Origin of the sequence: Salinicoccus sp. ID82-1 (assembly GCF_021991715.1) — a bacterium.
Lineage (GTDB): Bacteria > Bacillota > Bacilli > Staphylococcales > Salinicoccaceae > Salinicoccus > Salinicoccus cyprini.
In genome coordinates, this window is sequence record NZ_JAGFLY010000001.1 from 665,884 (window position 1) to 684,751 (window position 18,868).

An 18,868-nucleotide genomic window follows, 5' to 3' on the forward strand; every position below is an offset into this window, starting at 1 on the left:
TATCGCCGCCAGGCGATATTTTTATAAGGAGTCGTATTATGATTGATGATTATATAAGATATATGAATGTACCTGTCAACAAAGTGCTGCTCGACAACTATGGCGCACTCGATATCGATGAGCGTGCCATGATTGTCATCATCAGGCTCGTTGATATCCATCAGCATTCGTCTCAGCTGCCGGAATTCACATCGCTTTCGAAAGGCACGACGATGTCTGAAGGTGATATTTCCAAAGTAATCCAGGAGCTGATGCAAAAAGGCCTGATGGAAGTGGAGACGATCAGGGAGTCCGGAAAATATATAGAACGGTTCAATCTTGAGCCGCTCTATTCGAGACTCGTCCAGATCTTCGAAACAAGAGAACCTGCGAAACCTGAACCGACCGAGATACGGTCACTGTTCGAGTACGTCGAAGGATTATACGGCCGTGTCATCAGCCCGAACGAATTCGAGCGGATCAACAGCTGGCTCGAAGACTCGAAATATAGTCCCGAGGCCATCCGGAACGCCGTGGACCTGGCATATCAGAACCAGATCAAATCGCTCCAGTATGTGGAACGGATACTTGGCCAGACAGGCAGGGAGAAGACAGAGGCCAGAGTGGAGCGGATGCCTGTGCGTTCATGGCTGGAAGGAGAAGATGTCTATGATCAGTAGAAAAAAGACGATCGAAATGATCGACAAGATCGATACGATGTTCCCGGACGCGGAATGCGAACTGGTACATGACAATCCATTCGAGCTGACCATTGCGGTCCTGCTGTCTGCACAGTGCACCGACAATCTTGTAAACCGGGTGACGAAAGACCTGTTCAAAAAGTACAGGACACCAGAAGACTATCTCTCAGTTTCACAGTCGGAACTGGAAAATGACATCCGCTCCATCGGACTCTTCCGCAACAAGGCAAAGAACATCCAGAAGCTGTGCGGGGATGTCATCGACCGGTTTGACGGCACTATACCCGGCAACCATGACGACCTAGTCAGCCTGGCTGGAGTCGGGCGTAAAACGGCCAATGTCGTCCTGGCAGTGGCGTTCGGTGTGCCGAGGATTGCTGTCGATACCCACGTCGAGCGTGTAACGAAACGTCTTGGCATTACGCGGTATAAGGATTCCGTGCTCGAAGTCGAAAAGACACTGATGCTGAAAGTGCCGGAAGAGCGCTGGAGCAAGACCCACCACCAGCTCATCTTCTTCGGCCGCTACCACTGCACGGCGAGAAGTCCGAAATGTGAAACATGCCCGCTGCTCGAGGACTGCCGGGAAGGGCAGAAGCGCATGAAGAGAAAAGACGCATGATGACGATTGAAGCAATGCATGAGCTGCTGCTGGAGAACGCCAGAAAACCGGATAGGGCTCTCTACGATGATTATGAGCGTGCCATCCTGATGCATATCGACGGTGTGCTCCAGGACATGCCGCCTGATGATCATGACCTTGTGCTGCCGTTCAACTACCATGAACGCATGGCGTATATAAAGTCGAGACCCTACCAGTACCATAGCATCATCCAGCTGAAGGGCATCCATGAGGAATTCACCAAGAAGGCTGCATCATACCGGATCAGAAAAAATAGATCATAAAAAACAACCTATGAAATCCGAGATTTCATAGGTTGTTTTCCTATTTATGCTGCGTCATCTTCAGTTGTCTCTTCTTCAGTCGGCTCTTCGACAGGTTCCGATTCTTCAACCGTTTCTTCCATTCCACCTTCAGCAGTAGCTTCCTCTGTGACCTGTTCGGTCGTCTCTTCCTCGGTTGCTTCTTCTGTCTCTTCCTCCGTCGGCTGCTCCGTCGTCTCTTCTTCAGTCGGTTCGACTGTAACCTGTTCTGTTGTTTCCTCATCTGTTTCTTCAGGTTCAATGATGACCTGTTCCGGTTCTTCCGTCACTTCAACCTGCTCTTCTGGCTGTGTATTTCTGGATTCCCCGGTAGTGACAGGGTCATTGGACCGGGCTTCCTCACTGCCTTCGACGGCCAGTGCGTTGCCACCCACCTGTACGACGCTGTCGGGTCTATCGAAATCCTGGCCATTGTACGTACTTATCGACTGCATGACGTCCCTGAAGAACCATTGCGGCGTAATATGCTCATCAGCACCGACGAATGACGACTCGCCATTCTCTCTGTTCTCCATGAATCCTGTCCAGAGGCTCATCGTATACTCCGGCGTATAGCCGACAATCCAGGCGTCTTTTGCAGAGCCTTCGGGCAGATTGTACTGTTCCATGAGCTCGCTGCCGTAGGAAGTCGTTCCTGTCTTGGCAGCGATGTTCAATCCATTCATCGGAATATAGTCGGCACTGCCATAAGGCTCGAATGTCCCTTTCAGCATATCGGTCAGCATGTAGGCGGTATAGTCCTCCATTGCTTTTTCGGATTCATTTTCAAATTCGACGGTCTCGCCTTCGTCCGTCACGACATGACGGATGGACTGTGCAGTATTGTACGTCCCGCCATTGCCGAGTGTTGCATAGGCTTCCGCCATCTGGAGTGGTGTGAATCGGGAGTTATCCCCGCCACCAAGTACATCATTGAAAGTCAATTCCACATCTTCCTCCTCCTCAGTACTGTAATCCAGACCGGCGCTCTCAGCAAAATTCTCCGGCGCATCTTCCCCGGCTTCTTCCTGCACCGTTTCAAATGTTTTGATAGCCGGTATATTCAGACTCTGTCTCAGAGCGTCACGCATGGTGACAGTTCCGTGGTCCTGCATATCATAATTGTAGATGGTATTTCCATGCCCAATCGGCTGGTAGCCCTCTTCATCTTCTATCATATGATCCGTCCGCCACTGCATATGCTCGATGGCGGGGCCATAGGCGAGGAAAGGCTTCATCGTTGAACCGACGTTTTTCTCGACCAGTGCCTGGTTGTGCATGACCACTTCGCGGTAGTCCCGGCCACCTGATATGGCGACAAGATTACCGGTCTCGGTATCCAGTATGGTGGATGCCATATTGAAGTTATCATCCTGGAATTTCGGATTATAGTAGTAGTCCTTATTGTTGACCATCGTCTGCAGTTGGCGCTGGACGTTGCTGTCCATATTCGTATAGATGGATATGCCGCTTGCAAGTGCTTCTGCGAGCTCCATGTTCCTGAATCTGTCATTGGTCTGGAGCTCCTGCTTCACAACATTGATGTAGGAGGCATATTCCGGATTTTCCGGTTCACTTGATGCGCGTTCTGCTTCGGTACGAGGAATCAGATTGGCTGTAAGATCTGTATTGATCGCCTCATTGTATTCAGCTTCCGTAATGCGTCCGTGGTGCAGCATCAGACTGAGCACGGTATTGGCACGGTCGGTACCGAGTTCCTGATCGACATAGAGATTATATCTGTTCGGCAGCTGCGGCAGTCCGGCGAGATACGCCGTCTCCTTCAGGTTCAGCTCGCTGAGATCCTTGCCGAAGTAGTAGTCTGCTGCCGTCCGGATGCCGTATATGCCATCCGAGTAGTAGATTTTATTCAGATACATCTCAAGGATGTCATCTTTTGAGTATTCCTGCTCGAGCCGGTAGGCGAGATATGCTTCCTGTGCTTTTCTTTCCAGTGATTTCTCTGCAGTCAGGAAGACACGCTTGACCACCTGCTGGGTAATCGTACTGGCACCCTGGCTGCCGAAGCCGTCGGTCACGTTGTTCAGCACTGCTGCGCCGAGTCTGACAAAGTCGATGGCCCCGTGTTCATAAAAACGGTTGTCCTCGACGGACAGCACAGCATCCGTTACATGGGCCGGCGTCTCCTCTATATCGAGGAGCAGCCTTTCCTGTCCCTGGTAGAGGGTGGTGACAAGTTCATCGTTCCTGTCATATATTTTGGCCGGTATCGGATCCTGCAATTTCTCCTCGCTGAATGCCGGAGCTCTTGAAGCGTAATAGGCAAACAGGAATGAGCCTGCCACAAGCATGACCAGTCCGACAAGCACGAGCCACAGCACAATACGCTTGACCAGTGAAGCTTTGGAACGACGGGCTCCTTTCTTTTTTGCAGGCGTACCGTTCTTCGCGGGAGGTTTCTTCCCGCTTCTCTTAAAGTTCTGATCCATATACTATTCTCCATTCTCGAAATAAAATTCGTCGACTGCGTCAAGATAGCTGATCCTCGGGTTCATACCCTGTTTCAACAGCAGGCCTGCGTCTTTTATGTCCTGATACCTGATGGATTTCCGGCCACCGTCCTGGAATGCATCCCAGAAGGGAAGAAAGTGCTCTATCGGCATCAGGTATGATTCATCGTACAATGAGAACCGGATGATGATGAAGACCATGCCCCCCTGATCATAGCACTGTTTCATATGATTGACCTGGTGTGCGTGGATATTGATGAAGGGGAACCGCTGATCATTCCTGGTCTCTTTTGCTTCAAAATCTATATACCTTCCCCTGTACACACCATTATAGTCGCTGGTGGAGGGAACTTTGAAATATGCTTCATCAATCTTGGCCTTGTTTCTGGATGGATAGTCGACGTTTACAATCTGGACCGGAGTCGGCTTCTTATGTATGACCGCGCGACCGGTTTCCAGATAGTACTGGTTTGTCTGGTCGAGATCCTTCTCAAGCGTCATGCCTCTCTGACCATACTTGATTCTACCATCGAATGAGCGGCTTTTCGAAGCAGGCTTCTTTGGCCTCGGTTTGATGCCCTTCGGATATTTCATATGCATCGCCTTTCATTATTCTGTATGATGATAATATAATATTATACAATATAATGGTGGAATTAAACCATTGATAATTATAGGGAGTGTGGCATTTTTGTCAAGAAATGCATCTTTTGAATCATTGCGCGGGCTGCTCGACGAAGTGGATCGCAGATACAGCATGGCCAGGGACGGCTATGAATTCGACTTCAGGACGGAGATCGAACCGTTCCTCGAGGAAAATAAAGGGCTCGTTAATCAGATCGGCAGCATCCACACCGACTTCAGGTTCAATCCGGTCACACGGGAGAAGGTGGTCGAGGAGTTCATGGAGCTCCTGATGGCCTGTCACGAAAAGCGTTTTGGCATGAAGCTCTACAAGGAGAAGTACAAATTCGTCAACATGTGGCTTGCCCATGCAGGAAGGGAAGGGCTATTCCGATGAAGACACTGATTACCGGGTACCGGCCCCATGAGCTCGGCATCTTCAAGGATTCGCAGCCGGAAGCGGATGTTTTGCGGGATTTCATGAAGGAGAAGGTGCGGGCCTATGCCGAGACCGGCACCGAATGGTTCATCATCCAGGGGTATACCGGCATTGAACTGTATGCAGCCGAAGCGCTGATTGCACTGCGGGAAGAGTACGGCTTCAAGTTCTGTGTACTGAAACCATTCCACAAGTTCGATGACAGGTACAAGGAGGACGACCAGGCGAAGCTCCGCCATATTCTGGAAGAAAGCGACTTCCACCGGTTCATCTATGACCGGGAGTACGAGTCCCCGAAAATGTTCAGAATCATCAGCCGGTTCCTCATCGAACACTCGGACCAGGCGATTGTCGTCTATGACGAGGAGGTTCCGTCAAAAACCCGTTTTATATACGATCAAATGCTTGAATTCCAGGTGGATAATCCGTATAATATTGAAAGAATACAATTTGACGAAATCAATGCTTTCATAGATTCCGCTTATGAGAGGTGAAAGAATGAGCGAATATACGTTGAAATTATCAGCAAAAGATATATTCGAGAAGGAATTTGAAAAGTCCGTAAGAGGGTTCAAGCCGATAGAAGTAGATAGTTTCCTTGATGATGTCATCAGCGACTATCAAAAAATGGCGGACATGAACAACAGCCTCAAACGACTTGAAGATGAGAATGCACGCTTGAAGAAGGAAGTAGAGGAACTAAGAATCCGCGTCGCCACCAAGGCGAGGTCAGCCGACAACCAGACACAGAACCACCAGATAGATATTCTGAAGCGACTCAGCAACCTGGAGAAGAAAGTGTTTGGCCAGTCCAAGGTGAATTGATTTGAAGCGGTATCTCGGATAATCGCTATGCACGCATGTGCATAGAGGAAAGTCCATGCTCACACGATTCTGAGATGATCGTAGTGTTCGTGCTTGACGAAGAAATAAGTCAAGGCAGTACGTTTTAAGACGGCTGACGGCTGTGAACGGTCCTAAGTGCTTATGCATATGGATCCAGTAGCTATAAAAGTGCCACAGTGACGTAGCTTCTGTAGAAATGCAGAAGGTGGAACGCGGTAAACCCCTCGAGTGAGCAATCCAAATTTGGTAGGAGCACTTTCCAATGGGAATTCAACCTGCGGAAGGATACTACATTGTAGTATAGACAGATGATTATCACCAATGTGCGAGTGTAACTAGTACACGCCTCAGCACAGCGGTACAGAACATGGCTTATAGAGATACCGGACTAGATACGCTCTCCATTACGAATGGAGAGCTTTTATTTTATAATGATATTGAACTACATATAAACTTCCATAAAAGAGAGAGGGTTTTTTGATGCAATTCAAACTGCTGGCAAATACACCGATGGGGATCGAGCGGGTCGTGGCCAATGAAATCGAGGCGCTCGGCTATGAAACACGGCTTGAGAATGGACGGGTCTATTTCGAAGGGGACGAAATGGCCATCATACGGACGAATCTGATGATGCGTACGGCCGACAGGATCCGCATCATCATCGGCGACTTCGACGTGTCGACGTTCGACGAGCTGTTCGAGAAGACAAAAGCACTGCCATGGTCCGACATACTCGGTCCATCTGCAGAGTTTCCGGTGACGGGACGCTCCCACAAGTCCACGCTCTACAGTGTGCCGGACGTGCAGCGCATCGTCAAAAAGGCGATTGTCGAACACCTTAAAGATGCGTTCAGCATCAAGACCAAACTGCCTGAAACAGGTCCGCGCTACAAGGTGGATATTGCAATACTGAAGGACCGTGCCGTACTGACGATCGACACGAGCGGGGATGCACTCCATAAGCGCGGCTACCGTACCGCACAGGGTGAGGCGCCGATCAAGGAGACACTCGCTGCAACGATGCTCGGCCTGGCAAATTATGATGGCTCAAGTACACTTATCGATCCTTTTACAGGCTCAGGCACCATTGCGATCGAAGCAGCGATGATGGCATTGAATATTGCGCCCGGCTCCAATCGGACGTTCGATGCAGAGAAATGGGATATCATCCCGGAATCGGACTGGGTCAAGGTGCGCATGGAACTCGAAGAAGCGGCGCACTATGACCGGGAAGTTAGAATATACGCATCCGACAACGATCCGGAAATGATTCGTATCGCAAAGGACAACGCCGAGGAAGTCGGACTGCTTGATAACATCGAATTCAAGGTGCTTGATGTCCATGACCTTGAGATCGATGAAGAAAATGTGCAGATCGTCACCAACCCGCCATACGGCGAGCGCATCGGGGAAGCAAAAGCGGTGGAGGAGATGTACCGCAAACTCGGCGAACTGATGGATGCACACCCTTCACTGAGCGTCTACCTGATGACATCGAACAAGATGTTCGAACATATTGTCAACAGGAAGGCGACGAAACGCCGCAAGCTTTTCAACGGCTATATTGAAACGACATACTTCCAATACTGGGGAAAACGGGAGGAATGACCAATTGGCAGCGACAGGAACACTCGACACATTATATAAGCTGAAAAAGGAAATACTGAAGTCCGATAATGATGTGCTTGTTTCGCAGATCGACCATGCCATCATGAAGACATACAAGGATCAGCTCGTCTTTTCATTCATCGGCCACTATTCGGCCGGCAAGTCTAGTCTGATCAATCATCTGCTCGACCAGGACATCCTGCCATCGTCACCGGTGCCGACGACAAGCAATACGGTTGCGGTGGAGATCGGGGAGTCAAGTGAGATCCAGGCTTTCGTCGACCAGTACAGATATATTCCGCTCGAGAGCTATGAAGCACTCAGAAGCCTGAACACGAGGGACCTTGATATCACATCCATCTCGATGAACGTCCCCCACAAGCAGTTCAAGGAACGTACCGTCTTCCAGGATACGCCGGGTGTCGACTCGAATACACAGAGTCATGAGGACAGTGCCAACCGCTTCCTGCTGAACAGCGACTATATCTTCTTCACAGTCGAATACAACCACGTCGAGAGTGAACACAATATGAAACTGCTCAAGGAGATATCAGAGCTTGAAATTCCATTTTCACTGATCATCAACCAGATCGATAAGCATGATGATGCAGAACTTTCGATGGACACTTTCATGTCGCGCATCAAAAAGACGCTCGGCCACTGGAATATTGAACCTGCTCATATTTTTACAACATCCATATATGAATCCCCCTACAATGAAGTGGTACAGGTTGCTGCGGAGATCTCAAGGATGGAAGAAAACAGATCTGTTTATGAAGTGCAGTATCATGAGCGCATTGTCCACAATATAGAACACAGGCAGCTCCAGTACCTGGAGGATGCTGCCGAAGATATGAAGAGCAGGCTGGACCTCTCCGAAACACCCACGAAGAAGGCTGTGGAAGGACAGATCACCTATCTGGAGCAGGCACTCGGCAATAGCGAGATTTCCTGCCTTCACAGAGACCCCGAAGCACTCCGTTCCCACGTCCAGTCTTCATTGAAGGACATCGTCACCAACAGCTACCTGTACCCGCACCAGGTGAAGTCCGCAATAGAAGCATACTTGAAGGTGCGTGCCGGTGAAATACAGCCTGGTGGTCTGTTCGGCAAGAAGAAGAAGATGCAGGCACTCATTGAAGAGCATAGAAATAAAATAGGCAGTGAAATCGATCCTGTCATACAGACCGAGATCAATGCACCGGTGAATGGCCTCTTCGACAAGCTTGGACTGGAAGGTGCACCATTCAGATACCGCTGGAATAGAGATGTGCTGATCGAGGAGGAGATTACGACACTGTCGTCCGCCTATATCATGAACTATCTGGACAAGCTGAAGCGGGCCATCGGATCCGATATTACCAGCAGTGCAATGGAGCATATGCAGCATCTTGAAATACGGGAGCAGCCACAGTCTGCCACGTCATCGGAACTGGCAGAGACGCTTCGATCATACCAGTCGCTGAAGAAGACGCTCGAACTGGTCGAATCCATCGAGACGGCGAACTACAGGCACTTCTATATCCATCTCGATGACGAAATGGATAAGCTCGACCTGACCGAGGCGATCAGCCGGGACTTCGAAGAAGAAGCATCCGATACACATGACTATAAGGATAGCATGGCCGATGGGCGTATCGAAGAGATGGATACCGCCTACTACCGGCAGCTCGTCGATATACTCAAAGATCACCCGAGATACAGCGACTATCGCAGCATCATCACGGATAAGCTTGAACGTATCGACCAGGGCGCAGTCAACATAAGTGTGTTCGGCGGATTCAGTGCCGGCAAGACGACCTTCATCAATGCATTGATGGGGGGTGCCCACTTGACGACAAGCCCGAACCCGACGACCGCAACCATCACTGAAATCACCGGGAGTGGCGGGAGTCATGCACGGTATAAGACAGAAGCGGATCTCGTCCAGTCCCTTCAGGTGATCACCAACCATGAAGGCAGCACAGTCGCCGACTTCCTTCCCTGGATCCGGCGCAGCCGCAGTAAGGTGAAGGAAGCCCATATTCCGTTCATTGATGGCATCCTGTCCCACTTCGATACGCATCAGGTGCATCTCGGGCAGGATATTGAAATGGAGACCGGTGCACTCATCGATATGATCAGTACGGATGAGGAGGCCATATTCATCCATAAGGCATTCCTGTCTATGGATACACCATTTACGGACAGGTTCACGATCACGGACTCCCCGGGCATCAATTCGATCAATGATCGCCATACGAAGGAGACGCACAGTATTATTGCCGGCAGTGACATGATCATCTATGTGTCATACTACAATCATGTATTCAGCCGTTCCGATGAGCAGTTCCTGCAGTACATCAAGTCGATCAAAGGGCCGGATTTCCCGATCATCTTCATCGTCAATGCTGTCGATCTGATGCAGTCGGAGGACGATCTCAAAAAAGTCATGGACTATATCAATTCATCACTCGAACAGCTCGAAATCGAGCATCGGATATTCCCGGTATCAAGCAGGCAGGCACTTGAAGATGGTGAAGCGGGATTCGAAACAGCCAAGGATGAAATTACAGCGCTTGCCAGCCATAATGCCTCAAGCATCCAGTACCGGTCCATGAAGGAAACTGCAGAACAGCTGAAGCGTGCCATCGCCAGCAACCGTGAACGGTATCATGACCGTCATGCACTGCAGGCGGAAATAGAAGCGGCCAGAAGCCGGGTGAGCGACATGATCGACCGCTTCACAGTAATCTCCGTTGCACCCACACTCCATCAGGAGCTCGGCATCATACTGTCCCATACGAAGAAGCAGCTGACACTGAAGCTCTATGATCAGCTGAAAAGTTTGATTTCACCGGTGGATATGAAGAATGGCCATTTCCTTTCGGATAATCGTGCCTATCTGACGAACGTCATCGACCAGCACCTCGGCCTTGAAACCGCAACGAGTTTCAATGCGGTCTACCATAAGGCGGAGCGGGAGATCGCACAGATGATCAGCCAGCTGAATGATGATCTGAAGGAAACACAGACTGCTCATCATATCGACAGCGTATATGCTGAGCATGCGCAGCCGACTGTTGCAATCGATGGGTCCCGTCTCACCGGATACGAAAGGCCGCTTGCACGTGCCAGAAATAAAGCAAGGGAATTCCGCAGCCTGCTGCTTGAACTCGCAGAAGCCATTATCGACTCCATCGATGAGGAAACAATGCAGGGTGAGATGACAAATATGATCGACACCTATCTGGCCGATGTGGATGAGAAAATGAAGAAGCAGCTTGTGCCCATCCGGCAGTCACTGTCCGAACCGCTCCCTGAGATCAGTGAGGAAGTCTACCGGGCGGATACAGCGCTTGCTGCGACAATAGAAAATCTTGAGGTGGTGAATGCATGACCATTATGGATAGGACGACTGTAGACGAACATAATTTCAATACGCTCATTCCGGTGGATTGCCGCAATGTCATGGATGATATGACAGCATCACTGGATAAGATATCCGAATACCCGGTAGCGGGCGCCGTGCACATTCCACAACACCCGTGGACATTTGATGGTGATGGACTGAATCACGGAAGACATCCGATACCGGTTCAGAGTGTTGTGGAAACACTTTATTCATCACTGGCACAAGCCCCAGGGGAGATACCGCTTCTATTCGACGGTGAGCAGCAGTTCTTCCATACACGCCTATACTACCTGTTCAGGCTTTATGGTCTGGATGCCATGCTGTGGAATGACTCGATGGAGAGCCTCGCAGAGCTATCTTCATACTTCAATGCCAGTACACCTGTACTGCCTGTCGAAAATATTGCACGTACCGGCGACTACTCAGATGTCGAAACCGGACTGCTCGTGCTGATGGAGGATGTAAAAGAAGCGGTGCATGATGAGGATGTCCTGCTGATTGACGTCCGCAGCAGGGAACGGTATCTCGGCCTCGAAGAACCGATCGACCGCAAGATGGGGCATATTCCGGGCGCTGTGAACATCCCCTATGGCAGTTTCTTCACAGCAGGCAGGATGGACTTCGGATCCTATGAGCACATGCGCCATTTTCTTGACAGTTTCAAGGAAATCATCGTATATTGCGGTTCGGGCATGAGTGCAACACCACCATTTCTCGTACTCCATGAAATGGGGCTGCCGGTGCGCCTTTATGGCGGCAGCTTCTCGGAATGGATAACGGATGATGAAAATAGTATCGAAACCGGGGATGCCCCGCTGAATGAAAGGATCCTGTCACTGAATGAATAACAATATACTTGTAGTGGATGGCATGGCACTGCTTTTCCGTCATTTCTACGCAACAAGCTTCCGGCAGCAGTTCATGTACAACGTCTACGACAGACCAACCAATGGTGTCCAGGGTGTCGTCCGACATGTACTGAAGCTGGTCGAGACGCTGAAACCGGAGCAACTTATCATCACATGGGACATGGGGTCGAAAACTGTCAGGAACGACTGGTATGCGGATTACAAGAAGGACAGGGTCGCACCACCTGATGAACTGATTCCGCAGTTCGATCATGTCAAGGAAGTGCTGGATGCGCTCGGCATGTTCCAGATCGGCATGAAAGGATATGAAGCGGATGACATCATCGGTACTCTGTCGAAGCGGTATGATGATATCATCATCGTCAGTGGAGACAAGGATCTCCTGCAGCTGCTTGATGACAGAAATGAGCTGTGGCTGACAAAGAAAGGCTATACTGTGTACGATCAGTATACGAGAGCCCGCTTTGAAGCGGAGCATGGCATCACACCCGCGCAGTTCATCGATGTCAAAGCGCTGATGGGGGATGCGAGCGACGGCTACAAGGGCGTAAAAGGCATTGGAGAAAAGACGGCTTTCAAGCTGATCCGCGAATTTGAGAGCGTTGAAAACATTCTTATGAGTCTCGATACGCTCACACCTGCCATCCGCAGCAAAATAGAAAGTGATGTGGAGTCGCTGAAAATTTCACAGAGGCTGGCCCGCATCATCACTGATGTACCTGTTGATTTCGATTATATCGAGCACAGCAGTGTACTGAACATCTCAAAAACACAGATCCAGACCATACTTGATGACCATGATCTCAAGATCAGCAGCAAGTTCGTCGGGACACTGGATCTCTAGGAGGCGACCGCATGACACGTGCGTATATAGACGCAGCTGCTTCAATGCAGCCGAAGCTCGCTGCCGGTGCAGTCGTCTTCAAAGATGAGGGGATGAATCTCGAATTCACGAAGTTTTTTGGAGAGATGGACAACCATGAAGCAGAATGGGCGACACTCGAATTTGCTGTTGAAAAAGCGATCGAGCATTCCATCACTTCTCTTATTGTCTATACGGATTCCAAAATCATATCCGACAGCTTTGACAAGGAATATGTGAAGCATCCTGTTTTCAGGAAGTACTTCAACAGCATTTCAGCCGATCTCGGCAAGTTCGATCTTTTCCTCATCAGCTGGACACCGAGAGAGAAGAACCGTCGGGCTGATGAACGTGCAAAGGAACTGCTCTACAGACATAAGAAAGGCAGATCTTGATGATCTGCCTTTTTTTATACGCCAAATTTCGGTATAATTGCTTAAGGAGGTTGAAAAGTGAATATCGAAGTATTGGATAAGATCAACGCCCTTGAAGAAAAATACTGCCAGGGTTGCCTTCTGAAGGAGCTTAACCGCGCAGATGGCAGCAAAACGGCTGCACATAATTTTTGCATACACGAGTGTTCGGTAGGCATAGCCATACGATCACACGGAAATGAACTGCAATAGGAGGATTACCATGGAAATCGTTAAAATTGAACCGACACCAAGCCCGAATACTATGAAAATCACTGTAAGTGAAGAAAAACAGGAAATGAAATCATCAACATATCGTGAAGTATCCGATGATGCACCTGCATTCATCAACAGAGTACTCGAACTTGAGGATGTAACCAGTGTGTTCCACGCGCTGAACTTCATTTCGGTCGACAAGTCACCAAAAGCCGACTGGGACACACTGATACCGGAAATCGAGAACACATTCTCTTCCGATGATCAGGACGTAAAAAAAAACCTCAGTTAGCGGATGATTTCGGTGCCGTCTCCACCCAGGTGCTCACATTCAAAAACATTCCGTATCAGATCAAACTGAATGACGGAGAAGAGCACCGGAAACAGCTGCCCGAAAGATTCATGGAGGCTGTCGATGCAGCCACCCTCAAAGAGGACAATATCATCCTGCTCAGAAGATGGGAGGATCATGGCACGCGCTACGGGACCCCGGATGAAGTATTCCAGGAAGTCATGGAGGAGCTCGATGCATTGTATGATGCAAAGAGTCTCGAGCGGCTCATCGAAGAAGCGAAGGACAGGACGACGCCGGAACCGAAACGCTACTACAGATGGAGCGTTGCAGACTTTGAATCCAAGCAGGACTGGAAAGACCGGCTGTGGATGCTGAACCACATGGAGACACCGACCCAGGATGATTATGAACTGCTTTCCCTTGCACTCTCGGATGATAAGATGCAGGTAAGAAGGGAAGCTGTCAGCCTGCTGGCAATGATAGAGGACAAGAAGACTCTGGCATATCTGAAACGCGCACTGGAGGATCGCTCGATACCTGTAAGGCGGACGGCAGGAGATGCCTATAGTGACCTAGGGTATGAAGAGGGCCTGGAAGATATCTATCCACTGCTTGGAGACAAAAGTCCGATTGTACGCTGGCGCGCTGCCATGTTCGTCTACGAAGTGGGGGACGAGAGCAGTCTGCCGCATCTGAATGCCCATAAAGACGATGCCCAGTATGATGTGCGGCTCCAGATGGAGATGGCCATCGCCAGAATCGAGCAGGGAGAGGCTGCACTCGGCAGCGTCTGGAAACAGATTCAGGAAAGGAAGCGATAGAATGAACCCATACGAAGCATATATGAAAGAAATTGCACAACCGATGCGTGACGAACTGACACAGAGGTCTTTCGAAGATCTGACAACGGCTCGGGACGTGGATCAGTTCATGTCCGGCCTCGGTGCAGAAGAAACCGCATTTGTCGTCGTCAACAGTGTATGCGGCTGTGCTGCGGGACTGGCGAGACCGGCTGCAGTCACCGTCGCCGAGCAGAATCCGATCCGTCCGGACAGAAGAGCGACCGTGTTCGCAGGTCAGGACAAGGAGGCCACAGAGCGCATGCGTGAATATGTCGGCCAGGCGCCTTCCAGCCCTTCGATGGCATTGTTCAAAGGCGATGCACTTGTCCACTTCATTCCACGTGAACATATTGAAGGCCGCGACATCAATGACATCATGATGGACATAAAAGAAGCCTTTGATACGCATTGTGCATAATAAAAAAACAGGAAAGGCCCAAGCCTTTCCTGTTTTTATTGATGATTGCGGTATTATTCGAAAATGCTCATGGACGTCATATATAAAGCGAGCAGCGTCAGACCGATTGTCATAAGTACTTCCATTGGCTACACCTCAAAGAATTAGATTTAATCGATACGTACATACGTACATTCATGTATTATTATATATAAATAATACAAAAAAGAAAAGGGGAGGATAATATGAATCCTTTTGATAGGGAATACCACGAACTGATGAAAAAAATCATGGATGATGGAAAATACAAAGGGGACCGCACGGGCACCGGAACGTATTCCATATTCGGCCATCAGATGAGATTCGATATGCAGCATGGCTTTCCGCTTCTGACCACTAAGAAAGTGCTGTTCCGGATGCTGGCGACAGAGCTGATCTGGTTTATCCGTGGAGATACAAACATTCGTTTCCTGCTGCAGTACAACAATAATATCTGGAACGAGTGGGCATTCAAGAACTGGGTGGAGTCTGAGGAATACAGCGGACCGGATATGACCAACTTCGGCATCCGCGCACAGCAGGATGATGCATTCAAGGAAACATATAAGGAAGAGATGGAATCATTCAAGCAGCGAATCCTTGAGGATGATGCATTTGCCGACAAGTATGGAGATCTCGGCAACGTGTACGGCAGGCAGTGGCGTGCCTGGGAAGGGCCGGATGGCAGCTTCACAGATCAGCTGAAGGATGTTGTCGAAAGCATCAGAAGCAATCCGGATTCAAGAAGGCACATCGTCACAGCCTGGAATCCGGCTGAAATCGATACGATGGCACTCCCCCCATGCCATGCCTTCTTCCAGTTCTACGTCAACGACGGAAAGCTCAGTCTCCAGCTCTACCAGAGAAGTGGCGATGTCTTCCTCGGTGTACCTTTCAATATTGCCAGCTATGCACTGCTGCTGCACCTTGTCGCACGGGAATGCAACCTCGAAGCGCATGAATTTATCCATACTCTGGGTGACGCGCACATATACAGCAATCATCTGGAAGCTGTAGAGACACAGCTCGCACGAGACGGCTTCACACCACCGCGGATAAAGATCAACAGTGACCGTTCCATGTTTGAGCTGGAATATGAAGACTTTGAAGTGGTGGACTACGAATCGCATTCTTATATAAAAGCCCCGATTGCGGTATAGGAGGATAAAAATGATATCTCTGATCGTATGTCACTCGGCACAGAACGTCATCGGTTTTAAAAACAGCATGCCGTGGCACTTGCCGAATGATCTGAAACATGTCAAAAAGCTTACAGAAGGCAACACCATCGTCATGGGCAGGAAAACTTTCGAATCAATAGGACGTCCATTGCCCAATCGCCGCAATGTCGTACTGACCCGGAATGAAGACTTCTCGCATGAGGGCGTCGATGTCATCTCAAGCATCGATGAGATAGAAGTACTGGATGGCAAAGTATTCATCTTCGGTGGGAGTGGTGTCTACAATCAGGCGATGCATCTCGTTGATGAAATGCATGTAACACGCATTCATGAAACATTCGGCGGAGATACCTTCTTCCCGGACTACGACAGTTCCGAGTGGGAACTGCTGTCGAAGGTGGAAGGGACTGTGGACGAAAAGAACAGGTACCCGCACGAGTTTCTGCACTATAGACGCAGAAACCTATAAAGGAGGGGTATATTCTTGAATATCTGGAAATGGCTGTTCATTATCCTGCTGCTTGTGAATGTAGGCATCGGCATCTGGCTGTTCACCATTCTGGACGGAAGCTACGAAGCACCTTCTTCTGAAAATGATAATTATGTTTCTTCGGAATCGGGTATAGAAATAAAGATGAACAACGACGCTGTCGAATCCGTACTGAACGAATCCATAAATGATGACAGCCTGTCGATTTCGGTGGATGAAACAGGTATAATGCTCGATGCCGTCCAGGAAGCATATGGTTTCACCATCGATACTTCAATCGAGCTTGATCCCGTATCCACCGGAGACGAAGTGGTCTTTGAAATCAGCAACATCAACATTTCAGATCTTCCACTGACGCAGGACATGCTGTATTCACTGATCAGAACACAGGCTGACCTGCCGGAAGGCATCAGGTTCAGTGACGTTGAGAGGGCATTAATTGTTGATTCCGCAGTGCTGACAGAGCAGCTCGAGTGGGATGTGAAAGTCGATTCAATTGATTATGAGAATGATGAGTGGTATTTTTCTATAACAAGATAAAAGAAATCAAGAGGTGAGTATTTTGGCAATAGCAACATTAGCAGGTGGATGTTTTTGGTGTCTCGTAAAACCATTTGACCAGTTTGATGGAGTGAACTCGGTCGTTTCCGGCTACTCCAATGGTCATGTTGAAAATCCGACATACCAGGAAGTATCAACAGGAACAACAGGACATGTCGAGGCGGTACAGATTGATTTTGATGAATCGGTGATGTCATACGAATACATGCTTGATATATTCTTCAAGACATTCGATCCGACAGATACAAACGGACAATTCGGCGATCGTGGACCACAGTATGCCCCGGCGATCTTCTATCATGATGATGCGCAGAAGCGTACCGCGGAAGCAGTCATCGAGAAGCTCGATGCACAGAATGTGTTCAATGGTCCGATCCGTACACCGGTACTGCCGTACAAGAACTTCTACAGGGCGGAAGAAGAACACCAGGACTTCTATAAGACGAACAGTGCACACTATAATGCCTACTTCAAGGGATCAGGCAGAAAATCATTCATAGAAGAGCATTGGGGGAAAGAATAATGGCAATCGAAAGAAGTGAATCCGAACTGACAGCTGCCGAATACAATGTCATGAAGGAAAACGGTACAGAACCACCGTTCCAGAATGAATACTGGAATCATTACGAAGATGGACTGTATGTTGATAAGATCAAAGGCACGCCACTTTTCACTTCACGTGACAAGTTTGCATCCGACTGCGGATGGCCAAGCTTTGCAAAGTCGATTTCGGAAGATGTTTCAGAGCACTTCGATGATTCATTCGGTATGCGCCGTACGGAGGTCAGAAGCGAAACTTCGGACAGCCATCTTGGCCACGTGTTTGAAGATGGTCCGAAGGAACTCGGCGGACTGCGCTACTGCATCAACTCGGCAGCACTCGAGTTTGTACCGAAAGATGATCTTGAAGAAAAAGGGTACGGCGAATACTTGAAGTACTTCAACTAGGCATCATAAAAATTAATATGGACAGGGGAGAGAACACATGTTTAAAAATTTATTCGGCAAAAAGAACGATGCAGATAAAGAGCTCAAAATCACAAGTCCTTTGAATGGAAAATATGTTAAACTGGAAGACATTCCAGATCCTGTTTTTGCTGAGAAGATGATGGGGGAAGGGTTCGGTGTCGAGCCGACGGATGGCGAAGTGGTCGCTCCTGTCTCCGGTACCATCATGCAGGTCTTCCCAACGAACCATGCAATCGGCATCAAGACAGACAATGATATTGAACTGCTCATCCACATCGGACTCGAAACTGTTGCAATGGAAGGCAAAGGGTTTGAAGGCCATGTTTCTGAAGGAGACAAAGTTGAACAGGGGGACAAGCTTGTCACATTCGATATGGATCTGGTCAAGTCGGAAGCGAACAGCACAATTTCCCCTGTCATCATAACCAACAGTGACACGCTCGAATCTTTCAATATTGAGGAAGTCAGCAGCCTGAATCGGGCAGATACGGTTGTTGCAATTGCGTCTGTAAAATAATGAAGAACTATTCTTTCTACCAGTATATCAAGACAAGAAGAGGGGAAGCTTCGCCGACCGGCCGGTTGGCGGGCTTCATCATGGAGGATCCCATGTTTCCCAAGTATTCCGGCGACTACCTTGAAATTTCGGAATACCTTGAGGAGAACCCTTATGAAGACATGCCGCTTTCCCATTATGATTCAGCTTTTGATGACTATCAGAACTGGCTGGCGCACTAGCCCGACATTC

At 49.1% G+C, this 18,868-nt stretch carries 24 protein-coding genes and 1 other RNA gene; 23 read left to right on the top strand and 2 right to left on the bottom strand.

What is annotated here, in order from left to right:
• Positions 1-38 precede the first annotated feature (38 nt).
• From J4760_RS03465 to J4760_RS03475, 3 genes are read left to right on the top strand one after another with little or no spacing between them, the layout of a single operon-like run.
• Positions 39-659: a DnaD domain-containing protein gene (locus J4760_RS03465; RefSeq protein ID WP_145286397.1), complete on the top strand. Its 621-nt coding sequence runs from the start codon at positions 39-41 to the stop codon at positions 657-659.
• Complete coding sequence (gene nth / locus J4760_RS03470) at positions 649-1,302, top strand: endonuclease III (protein ID WP_237604786.1); 654 nt, start codon at positions 649-651, stop codon at positions 1,300-1,302. The genes J4760_RS03465 and nth overlap by 11 nt, the downstream gene beginning before the upstream one ends.
• Positions 1,299-1,586 (top strand): YpoC family protein, encoded by a 288-nt coding sequence (locus J4760_RS03475; protein WP_237604787.1) that lies wholly within the window; start codon positions 1,299-1,301, stop codon positions 1,584-1,586. Before nth ends, J4760_RS03475 begins: the two co-directional genes overlap by 4 nt.
• Before the next feature lie 44 nt (positions 1,587-1,630).
• Here the strand turns inward: J4760_RS03475 and J4760_RS03480 are convergent, their stop codons facing one another.
• The gene (locus tag J4760_RS03480) at positions 1,631-4,054 is read right to left on the bottom strand and encodes a transglycosylase domain-containing protein (protein WP_237604788.1); all 2,424 of its coding nucleotides are present in this window, start codon (positions 4,052-4,054) and stop codon (positions 1,631-1,633) included.
• A 3-nt stretch (positions 4,055-4,057) separates the two neighbouring features.
• Positions 4,058-4,669 carry a Holliday junction resolvase RecU gene (gene recU, locus J4760_RS03485; RefSeq protein WP_145286410.1) on the bottom strand — a complete coding sequence of 204 codons (612 nt, stop codon included), beginning with the start codon at positions 4,667-4,669 and terminating at the stop codon, positions 4,058-4,060.
• A 97-nt stretch (positions 4,670-4,766) separates the two neighbouring features.
• Here recU and J4760_RS03490 point away from each other — a divergent pair, with 97 nt between their 5' ends.
• The 20 genes from J4760_RS03490 to J4760_RS03585 all read left to right on the top strand — a co-directional run bounded on the left by J4760_RS03490 (position 4,767) and on the right by J4760_RS03585 (position 18,858).
• Positions 4,767-5,096: a DUF1798 family protein gene (locus J4760_RS03490; RefSeq protein ID WP_145286413.1), complete on the top strand. Its 330-nt coding sequence runs from the start codon at positions 4,767-4,769 to the stop codon at positions 5,094-5,096.
• A complete protein-coding gene (locus tag J4760_RS03495; RefSeq protein WP_145286416.1) occupies positions 5,093-5,632 on the top strand; it encodes an SLOG family protein in 540 nt (179 codons plus the stop codon). The genes J4760_RS03490 and J4760_RS03495 overlap by 4 nt, the downstream gene beginning before the upstream one ends.
• 4 nt (positions 5,633-5,636) lie before the next feature.
• A complete protein-coding gene (gpsB, locus tag J4760_RS03500) occupies positions 5,637-5,963 on the top strand; it encodes a cell division regulator GpsB (protein ID WP_145286419.1) in 327 nt (108 codons plus the stop codon).
• A 10-nt stretch (positions 5,964-5,973) separates the two neighbouring features.
• Positions 5,974-6,364: RNase P RNA component class B (rnpB, locus tag J4760_RS03505), an RNA gene on the top strand.
• A 100-nt stretch (positions 6,365-6,464) separates the two neighbouring features.
• Complete coding sequence (locus J4760_RS03510) at positions 6,465-7,592, top strand: THUMP domain-containing class I SAM-dependent RNA methyltransferase (RefSeq protein WP_145286422.1); 1,128 nt, start codon at positions 6,465-6,467, stop codon at positions 7,590-7,592.
• Positions 7,593-7,596: 4 nt separating this feature from the next.
• Positions 7,597-10,971: a dynamin family protein gene (locus J4760_RS03515; RefSeq protein WP_237604789.1), complete on the top strand. Its 3,375-nt coding sequence runs from the start codon at positions 7,597-7,599 to the stop codon at positions 10,969-10,971.
• Entirely contained in the window at positions 10,968-11,834 is an 867-nt protein-coding gene (locus tag J4760_RS03520) for a sulfurtransferase (protein ID WP_237604790.1), read from the top strand. Before J4760_RS03515 ends, J4760_RS03520 begins: the two co-directional genes overlap by 4 nt.
• A complete protein-coding gene (locus J4760_RS03525) occupies positions 11,827-12,699 on the top strand; it encodes a 5'-3' exonuclease (RefSeq protein WP_145286429.1) in 873 nt (290 codons plus the stop codon). Before J4760_RS03520 ends, J4760_RS03525 begins: the two co-directional genes overlap by 8 nt.
• Positions 12,700-12,710: 11 nt before the next feature.
• Entirely contained in the window at positions 12,711-13,112 is a 402-nt protein-coding gene (locus J4760_RS03530) for a ribonuclease HI family protein (protein ID WP_145286432.1), read from the top strand.
• A gap of 57 nt (positions 13,113-13,169) precedes the next feature.
• Positions 13,170-13,343, top strand: a complete 174-nt coding sequence (locus J4760_RS03535; protein ID WP_145286435.1) for a zinc-finger domain-containing protein — start codon at positions 13,170-13,172, stop codon at positions 13,341-13,343.
• A gap of 10 nt (positions 13,344-13,353) precedes the next feature.
• On the top strand, positions 13,354-13,638 hold the full coding sequence (locus J4760_RS03540) for a NifU N-terminal domain-containing protein (RefSeq protein ID WP_237604791.1): 285 nt from the start codon (positions 13,354-13,356) through the stop codon (positions 13,636-13,638).
• A 29-nt stretch (positions 13,639-13,667) separates the two neighbouring features.
• The gene (locus tag J4760_RS03545) at positions 13,668-14,462 is read left to right on the top strand and encodes a virulence factor (protein ID WP_237604792.1); all 795 of its coding nucleotides are present in this window, start codon (positions 13,668-13,670) and stop codon (positions 14,460-14,462) included.
• A gap of 1 nt (position 14,463) precedes the next feature.
• Positions 14,464-14,901, top strand: a complete 438-nt coding sequence (locus tag J4760_RS03550; protein ID WP_145286438.1) for a BrxA/BrxB family bacilliredoxin — start codon at positions 14,464-14,466, stop codon at positions 14,899-14,901.
• 224 nt (positions 14,902-15,125) lie between these two features.
• A complete protein-coding gene (locus tag J4760_RS03555) occupies positions 15,126-16,079 on the top strand; it encodes a thymidylate synthase (RefSeq protein ID WP_237604793.1) in 954 nt (317 codons plus the stop codon).
• A gap of 10 nt (positions 16,080-16,089) precedes the next feature.
• On the top strand, positions 16,090-16,569 hold the full coding sequence (locus J4760_RS03560) for a dihydrofolate reductase (protein ID WP_237604794.1): 480 nt from the start codon (positions 16,090-16,092) through the stop codon (positions 16,567-16,569).
• A gap of 15 nt (positions 16,570-16,584) precedes the next feature.
• Positions 16,585-17,130 carry a DUF2140 family protein gene (locus J4760_RS03565; RefSeq protein WP_237604795.1) on the top strand — a complete coding sequence of 182 codons (546 nt, stop codon included), beginning with the start codon at positions 16,585-16,587 and terminating at the stop codon, positions 17,128-17,130.
• A gap of 22 nt (positions 17,131-17,152) precedes the next feature.
• A complete protein-coding gene (msrA, locus tag J4760_RS03570; protein ID WP_145286450.1) occupies positions 17,153-17,674 on the top strand; it encodes a peptide-methionine (S)-S-oxide reductase MsrA in 522 nt (173 codons plus the stop codon).
• Entirely contained in the window at positions 17,674-18,099 is a 426-nt protein-coding gene (msrB, locus tag J4760_RS03575) for a peptide-methionine (R)-S-oxide reductase MsrB (RefSeq protein WP_145286453.1), read from the top strand. The genes msrA and msrB overlap by 1 nt, the downstream gene beginning before the upstream one ends.
• Positions 18,100-18,136: 37 nt before the next feature.
• Positions 18,137-18,637, top strand: coding sequence for a PTS sugar transporter subunit IIA (locus J4760_RS03580; RefSeq protein WP_145286456.1), 501 nt, complete (start codon positions 18,137-18,139; stop codon positions 18,635-18,637).
• Positions 18,637-18,858, top strand: a complete 222-nt coding sequence (locus J4760_RS03585; RefSeq protein WP_145286459.1) for a YozE family protein — start codon at positions 18,637-18,639, stop codon at positions 18,856-18,858. Before J4760_RS03580 ends, J4760_RS03585 begins: the two co-directional genes overlap by 1 nt.
• Positions 18,859-18,868 lie beyond the last annotated feature (10 nt).